14 protein-coding genes are annotated in these 9,937 nt (G+C 68.3%); 9 read left to right on the top strand and 5 right to left on the bottom strand.

From position 1 onward, the window contains the following. Positions 1 to 239: 239 nt before the first annotated feature. The 3 genes from QCD75_RS21050 to QCD75_RS21040 form a co-directional block, all read right to left on the bottom strand. Complete coding sequence (locus QCD75_RS21050; protein ID WP_301231448.1) at positions 240 to 542, bottom strand: rhodanese-like domain-containing protein; 303 nt, start codon at positions 540 to 542, stop codon at positions 240 to 242. 83 nt (positions 543 to 625) lie between these two features. Then, positions 626 to 955, bottom strand: a complete 330-nt coding sequence (locus QCD75_RS21045; protein WP_301231447.1) for a metal-sensitive transcriptional regulator — start codon at positions 953 to 955, stop codon at positions 626 to 628. 2 nt (positions 956 to 957) lie between these two features. After that, the gene (locus QCD75_RS21040; protein WP_301231446.1) at positions 958 to 1,272 is read right to left on the bottom strand and encodes a rhodanese-like domain-containing protein; all 315 of its coding nucleotides are present in this window, start codon (positions 1,270 to 1,272) and stop codon (positions 958 to 960) included. A 140-nt stretch (positions 1,273 to 1,412) separates the two neighbouring features. On the opposite strand from QCD75_RS21040, the gene trxA reads away from it, so the two are divergent. The 8 genes from trxA (at position 1,413) to QCD75_RS21000 (ending at position 8,622) form a co-directional block, all read left to right on the top strand. Further along, positions 1,413 to 1,784, top strand: a complete 372-nt coding sequence (trxA, locus tag QCD75_RS21035; protein WP_301231444.1) for a thioredoxin — start codon at positions 1,413 to 1,415, stop codon at positions 1,782 to 1,784. Between the two features lie 64 nt (positions 1,785 to 1,848). After that, positions 1,849 to 2,319 carry an OsmC family protein gene (locus QCD75_RS21030; RefSeq protein WP_301231443.1) on the top strand — a complete coding sequence of 157 codons (471 nt, stop codon included), beginning with the start codon at positions 1,849 to 1,851 and terminating at the stop codon, positions 2,317 to 2,319. Between the two features lie 148 nt (positions 2,320 to 2,467). Further along, entirely contained in the window at positions 2,468 to 3,079 is a 612-nt protein-coding gene (locus tag QCD75_RS21025) for a hypothetical protein (protein ID WP_301231441.1), read from the top strand. Positions 3,080 to 3,185: 106 nt separating this feature from the next. Continuing rightward, positions 3,186 to 3,749, top strand: a complete 564-nt coding sequence (locus tag QCD75_RS21020; protein WP_301231440.1) for a copper resistance CopC family protein — start codon at positions 3,186 to 3,188, stop codon at positions 3,747 to 3,749. Positions 3,750 to 3,802: 53 nt separating this feature from the next. Then, positions 3,803 to 4,429: a copper chaperone PCu(A)C gene (locus tag QCD75_RS21015; protein ID WP_301231439.1), complete on the top strand. Its 627-nt coding sequence runs from the start codon at positions 3,803 to 3,805 to the stop codon at positions 4,427 to 4,429. Continuing rightward, positions 4,429 to 5,706 (top strand): Dyp-type peroxidase, encoded by a 1,278-nt coding sequence (locus QCD75_RS21010; RefSeq protein WP_301231438.1) that lies wholly within the window; start codon positions 4,429 to 4,431, stop codon positions 5,704 to 5,706. Before QCD75_RS21015 ends, QCD75_RS21010 begins: the two co-directional genes overlap by 1 nt. A 1,012-nt stretch (positions 5,707 to 6,718) precedes the next feature. Continuing rightward, entirely contained in the window at positions 6,719 to 8,014 is a 1,296-nt protein-coding gene (locus QCD75_RS21005) for an MFS transporter (RefSeq protein WP_301231437.1), read from the top strand. 8 nt (positions 8,015 to 8,022) lie between these two features. Then, positions 8,023 to 8,622 carry a hypothetical protein gene (locus QCD75_RS21000; RefSeq protein WP_301231436.1) on the top strand — a complete coding sequence of 200 codons (600 nt, stop codon included), beginning with the start codon at positions 8,023 to 8,025 and terminating at the stop codon, positions 8,620 to 8,622. 11 nt (positions 8,623 to 8,633) lie between these two features. On the opposite strand, the gene QCD75_RS20995 is transcribed toward QCD75_RS21000, so the two are convergent. Beyond that, on the bottom strand, positions 8,634 to 9,020 hold the full coding sequence (locus QCD75_RS20995; RefSeq protein ID WP_301231435.1) for a DsrE family protein: 387 nt from the start codon (positions 9,018 to 9,020) through the stop codon (positions 8,634 to 8,636). Between the two features lie 201 nt (positions 9,021 to 9,221). On the opposite strand from QCD75_RS20995, the gene QCD75_RS20990 reads away from it, so the two are divergent. After that, positions 9,222 to 9,632, top strand: a complete 411-nt coding sequence (locus QCD75_RS20990) for a hypothetical protein (protein ID WP_301231434.1) — start codon at positions 9,222 to 9,224, stop codon at positions 9,630 to 9,632. Positions 9,633 to 9,747: 115 nt separating this feature from the next. Here QCD75_RS20990 and QCD75_RS20985 read toward each other — a convergent pair. Then, a partial coding sequence (locus QCD75_RS20985; protein ID WP_301231433.1) for a hypothetical protein occupies positions 9,748 to 9,937 on the bottom strand: 190 nt, incomplete at its 5' end.

Raw genomic sequence — 9,937 nt, 5'->3', positions numbered from 1 at the left:
TGTCTTCCCAGGCCTTCAGGGTCGAGGCATCGATGGACTGCGGGGCGGATTCAACAGGGGTGGTCTTCAAGGAAGTCATAATCTCTTTCGGTATATCCTGGAACATTTTCTTCTGGCGGCCCCGCGTTTGCGGGAAAGCCGCCCTCCACCGTCCGGTTTCCCGTGTCAGGGACCGGGACCGGGCAGGTGGAAGCCCGGGCGGCAGCTGGGGGGTATGCCGCCCGGGCAGTCTGGTGGGGTCAGCTGACGGGGAAGCCCGCAGCTGTCCAGTCGAGCATTCCGCCGGGCACGGTGTAGGCGGTGTAGCCTGCGGCCGTGAGCTGGTCGGCGGCCGCCGCGCTGCGGCGCCCGCTGCGGCAGATGGCGATGACGGGCCGGCCTTTATCCAGGGCGTCGAGGTGCCCGGCCAGTTCGCCCAGGGCAATGTGCCGGGCGCCGGGGATCATGCCCTCGGCCACTTCCGCTGTTTCGCGGACATCGACGATCTGGGCATCACTGCCGCTCTTGAGCTGTTCCGCGAGCTGCTGTGGGGTGATTTCCATGTGCTGGACCTTTCGGTAGGACGGGGCGATTGTGCTGGATATTCGGGCTGGGCGCCGTTGCCCTGGCAGTGGCTTGAGCTGGCCTAGGTCAGGCGCAGGAAGAGCGTGCGGAGTTCCTTAAGGGTGGGCCTGCCGACCGGCAGTCCAGGCTGCACGCCGTCTGCCGGGAGAGCGTCCGCCGGCTCGGTGAGGCAGTCGCGCATCGCCGCCGAGATCAGTTCGAACCCGGCCTTGTCCAGGGCGCCGCGGACCGCCGACAGCTGGGTGACGACGTTGCGGCAATCTGCCCCGGATTCGACGGCGGCAATCAGCGCAGTGAGCTGCCCCTGGGCGCGCTTGAGGCGGTTGATGGTGCGGCGGCTGCCGGCGTCCGGGCCGGGCGGGATCTGCTCGAAGCTGACGGTGGAGGACATACTCACTGGCCGCCTGCCCGGTAGGTGACCGGGTGCCCGTTGCGGAACCACTCGGTGATACCACCCATGATATTCACCGCGTCGTAGCCTTGCCCGGCGAGATGCGCCGTGGCCCGGGAACTGCGGCCGCCGGACGCGCACATCACATAGACAGTCCGCCCGACCGGAACATCACCCAGGGATTGCTGGAAAACCGAGAGCGGAATGTTTTTCGTTCCCGGGACGCAGGCCTCCGAGTACTCTTCCTCTTCCCGGACGTCGATGATGGAAACATCAGACCCGAGTGCTGCCAGGTCGTCCACTGAAATGCTCTTCATGCTGATGCCCTTTCATGATGTCCGGCAGCCCGGGCGGGTAGTTACCCTTCCATCATGATACCCCAGGGGGTATCAATGCAAACCGGCGGAGGGCTGGCCACCCTGTTGCCATAATACCCCGGGGGGTATATTGTTTCACTATGGCAACCATCGACATTTCCGAAGCGACCTTCAACGACACCATCACCGGCAACGACATCGTCCTGGTGGACTTCTGGGCAGCCTGGTGCGGCCCCTGCCGGATGTTCGCCCCCACTTTCAGCAAAGCCTCCGAGAACCACGCGGACGTCGTCTTCGCGAAGGTGGACACCGAGGCCGAGCCCGGGCTCTCCGCGGCCGCCCGCATCACCTCCATCCCCACCCTGATGGCCTTCCGGGAAGGGATCCTCGTCTTTTCCCAGCCGGGGGCGATGAACGCGGCCGGGCTGGAACAGCTCATCACCGGCATCAAGGGCCTGGACATGGACGAGGTCCGGGCGAAAGTGGCAGCCGCGCCGGCCTCCTCGAAATAGACCCGGACCCCAGCTTCGGCCCGGGGCTTCCCGGGCATGCCCCACCGACGGATCGAGAAACACTTTGAGCAGTGAATTAGTCATCACAGCCGCAGGCACCGCTGAGACCGCCGGAGGCCCCGCATCCGGGGGGAGCCAGCCGGTCCGGGTCGCGCACCTGGGCGGTGACCGCTTCGATATCAACATCCGCGGCCACGTCGTCCGGACCGACCAGCCGGTTGGCGACGGCGGGGAGGACACCGGTCCCACCCCGACTGAACTGTTCATCGCGAGCCTCGCGGGCTGCGTCGCGTTCTATGCCCGCCGCTACCTGGAACGGCATGATCTGCCCACCGAGGGCCTGGCCGTGGACGCTGATTTCCGCATGGGCTCACGGCCTGCACGCGTCGCGGGGATCAATGTGCGCCTCACCATCCCCGAGGGCGTGCCCGTCGAACGCCGCGATGCCCTGCTCGCCGTCGCCTCCCACTGCACCGTGCACAACTCACTGATGACAACCCCCGAGATCTCGGTGGCCTTCGCCGGAGATTCCTGACGGCCCAACGCAAACCCCCAAGGCAGCCGGCACGTCCGGCCGTACCTGGGATGAAGTTCCCCTGCGGCGGCAGTGTGGACCCTCAGCGCAATAGGCTGGATCGTCATCTTCGACGGCCTGTAGAATTACTCGTGAGCGAGGAGGATCCATGACGATACGCGGTCTGCGCCTTGTACGCGGCTGGATCGGCGCCGTCGTTGCGACCTCGATCGCCTCCGGTTCGCATTTCCTGGCCGGCGGGAACGTTCCCGAACTCCCGCTGCTCCTGCTGACGCTGGCCCTGTCCGGGCTGGTCTGCACCGCTCTTACGGGGCGCGGGCTGTCCCTGTGGCGGCTCTCCGCCGGTGTTGCTTTGAGCCAAGGGCTCTTCCACTGGGTCTTCAGCGGGGCAGCGGCTCCGCATGTGGCCGGAGCTCCGGCCGGCGGCCACCTGACCCACTCGTCCCTGCTGGAACCTGCCGCCGGAACGGTCTTTCCCCCCGCTGCGGACCATACTTCGCCGCTGATGTGGCTGGGCCATGCCGTTGCCGCCATCCTGACCGTGGCCATCCTGCGCCGCGGCGAGGTCGCCGTCGTCCGCATGGTTCTGGCCATGGGCCTGCGCGTGAGGGCCATACTCCCCCTCTTCCTGCCCTTGCCGGTGCGTCCGGCTACCGTCGCACTGCCCTCCACCCGGCCGGTCAAGCCCCTGCGCAACCTCGGCGCGCCCCTGCTGGTGATGCGCCACCGCGGGCCTCCCCTGCTTCCGCTCGTGTCCTAGGCGTTCGCGCCTTTCACCCGATACGCCCCGCAACGCTGCCAAGACAGCGCCGGGGCGGGAAGCAGCCATGACAAAAAAGAGCTCAAAAACATGGCGGAATCCTGGCTTGGGAGCAGCACTGCCCGCCGCCCTCCTGCTTTGCGTAGGCGCCAGCCTCCCCGCAGCGCCACCGGCTTTCGCCCACGACCAATTGATTTCGTCCAGTCCAGCGCCCGATGAACGCCTGGACAAGAAGCCAGGCAGCATCACCCTGTCCTTCAGTTCGCCCCTGCTGGCACTGGGCCACGAGATCCGCGTCGTCGATGCCAACGCCAGGAACTGGGTAGCCGGCCCGCCGGCCCTGACCCGGGAAACGCTGACACAGCCGCTCCCGGAACTCCCCGACGGCGGCTACCAGGTCAGCTGGCGGGTGGTCTCTGCAGACGGTCACCCGATCAGCGGAGGCTACGGGTTCCACGTCGGCGAACCTTCCGCGGCTGCGCCCGCCGGCCTGACTGGCAGCCCTGAAACCAGCGCTGCTGCCGCCACCGGCGCAGCTCCGGGTGACGCTGCCGCTGTGCCCGGCTGGCTGCCCGCCGTCGGAATCGCTGCGGCCGCAGGTCTCGGCCTGTCCCTAACCCTTGCGGGCCTCCGGCGCATCAAGCGCAACACGCAGTCCCGCGCCGAATAACACTTTCCGGGCCGGCCCGCTGCGGCCGCCCCCGACGATTCAGGAGTACTTCCATGTCCAAGAAGCTCGTTTACCCCGCCCTTTCCGTTCTCGCCGCCGCGGCCCTGGCCCTTACCGGTTGCGCACCCTCAGACTCGAGGTCCACACCGTCAGCCGCCGCCACGCCGGCCGTCACCACCCCGGAAAGTACAGCCGCCCCTGCAGCCCCAGGGCTGGCGGTCAGCCAGCCCTGGGTCAAAACCGCCGAATCCGGGATGACCGGCGCATTCGGCGTCATCAAGAACACCTCCGACACCGACATCACCGTCACCGGGGCCTCGACCCCGGCGGCCCGGATGGTTGAACTGCACGAAACGGTCCCGGGAAGCAACGGCGCCATGCAGATGCAGGCCAAGCCGGGCGGCTTTGTCATCCCGGCAGGCGGCGAACTGAAACTGGAGCCGGGCGCCAACCACCTCATGCTGATGGGTCTTACCGGGCCCATCACGGCAGGCGCCGACGTCAGGTTCACGCTGGCGCTGGCCGGTGGCGGGAGCTTCGAATTCGCCGCCGTGGCGAAGGACTTCAGCGGCGCCAACGAGAACTATGTCGAAGAAGGCGGCGCCGGCATGCAGCACGGCCAGCCGACCGGGGCCGCTGGCAGCGCAACCCCGTCCGCGCCGTCGCCGACCTCGAAGTAATGGCCGCGGACCAGCAGCCCGCGGGCCCGTCCGCCGGCACCGAAGGGCCCGGCGCCCCGCGGAAACTGCCACGGCGCGGACTCCTTTTCGGCGGCGCCGCGGCAGGGCTTGGGGCGCTGGCAGCGGCCGGCGCCCACCTCGCCGGGGCAGGCAGCCAGCCGTCGGGAGACCCCGCACCGTCCGAAGCCGGGGAAAGTATCCACGGCAGCGGCGTTGTTCCGTTTCACGGCGACCGGCAGGCGGGGATCACCACGGCACCCCAGGCCCACGGCGTCTTTGTCGCCCTGGATCTGCGGCCCGGAACGACGCGCGCCCAGGTCAGGGCGCTCCTGCGGCTGCTCAGCGACGACGCCGCCAACCTCTGCGCGGGACAACCGGCACTGGCTGACACGGAGGCCGAACTCGCCCGGGTGCCGGCCCGGCTGACGGTCACCTTCGGCGTCGGGCCAGGGCTGGTGGCAGCAGTGGCCCCCGCACTGGCGCCGGGCTGGCTGAAGCCGCTGCCGGCCTTCAGCATCGACCGGCTGCAGCCCGGGTTTTCCGACGGTGATCTGCTCCTGCAGATCTGCGCGGATGATCCATTGACCGTGGCGCACGCCCAACGGATGCTCCTGAAGGACAGCCGGAGCTTCGCGACCGTCCGCTGGGTGCAGACCGGATTCCGGCGTTCGTATGGCAGCGAGAAGCCCGGCACCACCATGCGGAACCTCTTTGGCCAGGTGGACGGGACGTCGAACCCTGCCCCGGGCAGCACCGACGAGGAACGCGTGGTCTGGGGCGGCGGGGAAATTCCTGCGTGGACGGGCAATGGCACTTCCGTTGTCATCCGCCGGATCGCGATGAACCTGGACAAGTGGGACGAGCTGGACCGCGTCGGCCGGGAGGAATCCGTGGGCCGCCGGCTGGCCAGCGGCGCACCGCTGACCGGGACGCAGGAGCACGACGAACCTGACTTCGCGGCCGTGTCCAAGCTCGGGTTCCCGGTCATCTCGGACGTCTCGCACCTGCGCCGGGCCCGGCCGGAGGACCGTTCCCAGCGGATCTTCCGGCGGGGCTACAACTACGATGCCGCTCCCGGCGCCGGAGGGGTCTCGGACTCGGGGCTGATCTTCGTGTCCTACCAGTCCGACGTCGGCAAGCAGTTCACGCCGATCCAGCGCCGGCTCGATGAAATGGACATGCTCAATCAATGGACAACACCGGTCGGCTCGGCTGTGTTCGCCATCCCGCCGGGCTGCCGCGAGGGCGGATTCGTCGGCGACGTCCTGTTCACCTGATCCCCACCAATGCGGGGTCCGCCGGCGGCCATCCCACCGATGGGGTCCGGGCGAAAGTGGCCGCCGCCCCGGCCTCCCAGGAAGTCACCTGCCCCCAGCGCCGGCCCGGGGCTTCCCGGACCTGCCCCACCGACGGATGGACAAACACCTTGAGCAGCGAAGCAGTCACCACAGCCGCAGGCAGCTCAACGGCCGCCGGAGGCCCCCGCGTGCGGGGGAAGCCAGTCGGTCCGGGTCGTGTATCTGGGCGGTCACCGCTTCGATATCAATATCCGCGGCCACCTCATCCGGACCGACCAGCCGGGCGCCGGAGATTCCTGACGGCCCCACGCAAAACCCCAAGGTTCCAGCGAGAGGTTCCAGCGAGCCAGGGCTTGGGGATGCGGGCGTCATCATGGCCATGGGCGGCGGCAGCGCCATAAACAGCAGCCCGCGGGGCGCCGACGGAATATTCGTCACGCCCAAGGTTGAGCGGACCTTTCCAGGCCACGGGGGAAGTGGAGGCGCCGACGGGAGCAACCCGCTGACAGTAGACCCGGTGGATCCCCATCTGGCCCCTGGCTGCCCCTCCGGGCCGGCCGGGCGCAGCCAGCGCATCCGGTATGGCTCGAGGTTTCAGTCAGGCGACTGTCACCGCAGGAGGGGTTTCGCCGGAGGTCCCCGCCACGGCGTGCCCGCTGGTATCCGCGGCTTCTGCCCACTGACAGTCCCCTGCAATACGTCCCCGTGCTGCAGGGAACGTATTGCAGTGCCGTATTGCCGGCAGATACTGACCGGGCGGGTCAGGAGCAGGTGCAGCGCCGTTCCACCGGAACGTCGGCCATCACCGAATCGACATGCTCGCCGCAGCCGGCCCAGGTGATTTTTCCACAGTTGTTGCAACGGACGGGACTGCACATGGTGACTCCTCAGGTAGGTTGGTTACACCAGCAATAATACCCCCGGGGGTATCTTTTGCCAAGCACCCGAAGCCCTCTTGCATACCCCAAGGGGTATCTGGGAGACTGGCAGGATGCCAACAATTCCCGGGTCTACAGGACCGCGGCCCGCCACATCCCTGGCCGGCCCCGCCGGCGGCGTGCCGCCTCAACGCAAAGTGGTCTCCGTCCTGGTCGGCGGGCAGATTCTCGGCGGCATCGGCATGGGCGCGACGTTGTCCCTTGGTTCGCTGCTCGCGGCACAGCTTTCCGGATCGCCGGCGTGGTCCGGCATGGCCGCCACGATGAGCACCCTCGGGGCTGCTCTCGCTGCCGTGCCCCTTGCCCGGCTCGCGGTCGCCCGGGGACGGCGGATTTCACTCTCCACCGGGGCGCTCATCGCCGGAACCGGGGCCGTCATTGCCATCACGTCGGCGTCGGTGTCGGTCTTTCCCCTGCTGCTGCTTGGACTGATGCTGCTCGGGGCCGGTTCCGCGGTCAACCTGCAGGCCAGGTTCGCCGCCACCGACCTGGCCCGGCCCGGCACCAGGGCGCGGGATCTCTCCATCGTCGTCTGGTCCACCACCATCGGTGCAGTGCTTGGCCCCAACCTCTTCGGCCCGGGCGAGGCCGTTGGCGCAGCGCTTGGCCTGCCGCCCCTGACGGGCGCCTTCGCCTTCTCCGTGGCCGCCCAACTGGCCGCCGCCCTCGTGTACCTGACCGGGCTGCGCCCGGACCCGCTGCTTACTGCGATGTCGCTGCGCGACTCCAGCGTCGAGGCACCCCGGCCGCGGAGTGGAACGCTGATACTGCGCAGCAACGCGGGTGCGCGCTACGCGGTGGCCGCCGTCGCACTCAGCCACGCCACCATGGTGGCGCTGATGTCCATGACACCGGTCCACCTGCGCGAACACGGAGCAAGCCTCGTTATCGTCGGCTTCACCATCAGCCTGCACATTGCGGGCATGTACGCCCTCTCCCCCGTGTTCGGGTGGCTGGCGGACAAAGCCGGGAGGCTGCCCGTCATAGTCCTGGGCCAGGGCATTCTCCTGGCCTCCCTGATCATCGCCGGGTTCGCGGCGGACTCCCGAACCGGGGTCACGGTCAGCCTCGTCCTGCTCGGACTCGGATGGTCAGCTTCGGTCGTGGCCGGCTCGGCCATGGTCGCGGAATCCGTCCACATCCAGGACCGGCCCGCCATCCAGGGCATCTCGGATTTGAGCATGAATGCCGCCGGCGCCCTCGGCGGGGCATTGGCGGGCCCGGTTCTTGCCTCAATGGGCTATTCCGGACTGGCTTTCCTGGCCATGGCACTGGTGGCGGTCGTCCTTATCTGGACCGCACTGCACGCCCGCCGCGCAGCGGCGCCCCCACAACCCGTGCACGGTTAGGACCAGGCATGGATACAGACAAACGGATCGAGGAAACAGTGGCGAGCGACAGTAGCCGGCCAAAGGCCGGAGTGCGGCATCAGCTGAGCGGTGACTTCGGTCTGCTGCGACGCTGGAGGCCGGTCCGCAGGGTCGGTGCAGGCGTCGCCGCGGCCGCCGCCGCCGCTGTCGTCGTGTCGCTGAACGGCATGATGGGCCCAACCGATGCCGTGTGGTGGAATGCCGTCCTTGTCGCGGCCGGCTCGGTTCTGGCCGGCCTGGTTGTCGGCAGCTACCTTGATGCACCCATCGGAGCCGAAGCCACGGTTTGCGACACCCGCTGGCCCGTGATCGGCCTGACCGGACTGGTGATCGCAACATCCACCGGCCAAGGGACGCTGGCAGCCCATCTGTTCACCGGCGCCGCCCCCGTAGTTCTCACCGGAGTGATCCAGCCAGCCTTCGCCCTCCTCTCACTGGCCCTTCTGGGATGGGCGCTGCGGGAGCGACTCCAACTCGAGCGGACAGCCCTCACGCCCTCCACCGGAGGGGATTCCGGCGAGGTGTGCACGAGCTGCCGCCCGCTCTTTCCCACCAAAACGGGCACCCCGAGAGGACCTTCCACCTGATGTCAGCGCGATCACAGACGGACGTAGGCCCACCCTTCCCACTGCCGCGCCGCCAGGTGCGCAATGGCCGCCGGGACCGAACCAACACCGGAGGACAACTCCCCCGGCGCCAGGCCCACAGAACGAAGGCTGTTCCCGCACGCAAGGATCCGGATCCCCAGGGCGAGGGCTTCACTGACCGGCTCCTCCAGGGTTGAGCCGGCAGCCAACAGGCCCACCCCGGGGCCCTGCACCACGACCTCGACCGGAACACCCGGGTCCAGTGCGGCCACCGCGTTGGCCGCACTGCGCAGGGCTGCGGAGATTCCGGCACTGTCGGCCGGCCCCGCGGAATGGACCAGGAGACCGCGCACAGCCCCCGCGTCCGCGGCATTGTCTGAAGATCCGACGTTCGGCATGAGAGCTCCTTTATCGACGGCAGGGCGTCAGCCCAGCCGAAACCTGCATCAGTTATTCCCTTGCATGCTATGTGAAAGGCGGGAAAGCCCCCTGTGAATAAAACGAACCGGGTGCCTTTGACAGCGGCGCTGTCCCAATGGCCGGCGCGCCGGTGGTTAGCGGCGGCAGCCGCCTCGGCCCTGACATATCTGGTGGTGGCGGTGCCCACCGATCTTATCGACACACCCTTCTTCAGCCGTGAAATCCCTCCCACATGGTGGGCGTACCCCGTCCTGGGGATCACAGCGGTCCTTACCGGGCTGCTGGTCGCCACGTATGTCGCGCGCGCCCCGGTCGATGAGCTTCAGGGAGAGGGCGCCGGAGGCCCGTCACGGTTCGGCGCTGCGGGTGCTGTTGTCTCGTTTTTCGCGGTCGGGTGCCCCGTCTGCAACAAACTGGCACTGCTGGCATTGGGCACCTCGGGCGCCCTGCAGTACTTCGCCCCAATTCAGCCGTTCCTCGCGGCCGCCTCCGTCATCATGCTGGGTTGGGCCTTCCTCAACCGGGCGGTCTCCGAGGACCGCTGCCCGGCGCCGTTGACCCGGTCCGTTCACTCGGCACCCGGGGGCTGATGCCGGCCGACGCCGGCGGTGCGGCGCGTGTCGGCCCGGGCTGCTTGCCGCGTGCTTGTGTGGGGCAACCTACCGAGGTTGTTTGTTGATGGCGGAGGCTGGTGGGGGTCCCTCATCACCTGAGCATGGAAGCTGGCGGCCGGGCAAAGGGTGCGGTGGAGAACTGCGGTGCTGCGGCGTTCATCAGGCGTCCCCATTGGCCGCCGGCAATGTCGGCGCCGTCGACAGCGGCGTAGTACTTTCCGTTGACGGTGATGTTCTGGTTGACCCAGCGGGGCCCGATGCCCTGGTAGCTGCCGAACCAT

Origin of the sequence: Arthrobacter sp. PsM3 (assembly GCF_030433895.1) — a bacterium.
GTDB lineage: Bacteria > Actinomycetota > Actinomycetes > Actinomycetales > Micrococcaceae > Arthrobacter.
Note: the sequence above shows the minus strand (reverse complement) of the source record. Positions and strands in the feature narration are given on the sequence as shown.

Excerpts from the sequence above, each read along its gene's own strand:
- QCD75_RS21050 (WP_301231448.1), bottom strand. The coding sequence starts at position 542 with ATGGAAATCACCCCACAGCAGCTCGCGGAACAGCTCAAGAGCGGCAGT.
- QCD75_RS21045 (WP_301231447.1), bottom strand. The coding sequence starts at position 955 with ATGTCCTCCACCGTCAGCTTCGAGCAGATCCCGCCCGGCCCGGACGCC.
- QCD75_RS21040 (WP_301231446.1), bottom strand. The coding sequence starts at position 1,272 with ATGAAGAGCATTTCAGTGGACGACCTGGCAGCACTCGGGTCTGATGTT.
- trxA (WP_301231444.1), top strand. The coding sequence starts at position 1,413 with ATGGCAACCATCGACATTTCCGAAGCGACCTTCAACGACACCATCACC.
- QCD75_RS21025 (WP_301231441.1), top strand. The coding sequence starts at position 2,468 with ATGACGATACGCGGTCTGCGCCTTGTACGCGGCTGGATCGGCGCCGTC.
- QCD75_RS21015 (WP_301231439.1), top strand. The coding sequence starts at position 3,803 with ATGTCCAAGAAGCTCGTTTACCCCGCCCTTTCCGTTCTCGCCGCCGCG.
- QCD75_RS21010 (WP_301231438.1), top strand. The coding sequence starts at position 4,429 with ATGGCCGCGGACCAGCAGCCCGCGGGCCCGTCCGCCGGCACCGAAGGG.
- QCD75_RS21005 (WP_301231437.1), top strand. The coding sequence starts at position 6,719 with ATGCCAACAATTCCCGGGTCTACAGGACCGCGGCCCGCCACATCCCTG.
- QCD75_RS21000 (WP_301231436.1), top strand. The coding sequence starts at position 8,023 with ATGGATACAGACAAACGGATCGAGGAAACAGTGGCGAGCGACAGTAGC.
- QCD75_RS20995 (WP_301231435.1), bottom strand. The coding sequence starts at position 9,020 with ATGCCGAACGTCGGATCTTCAGACAATGCCGCGGACGCGGGGGCTGTG.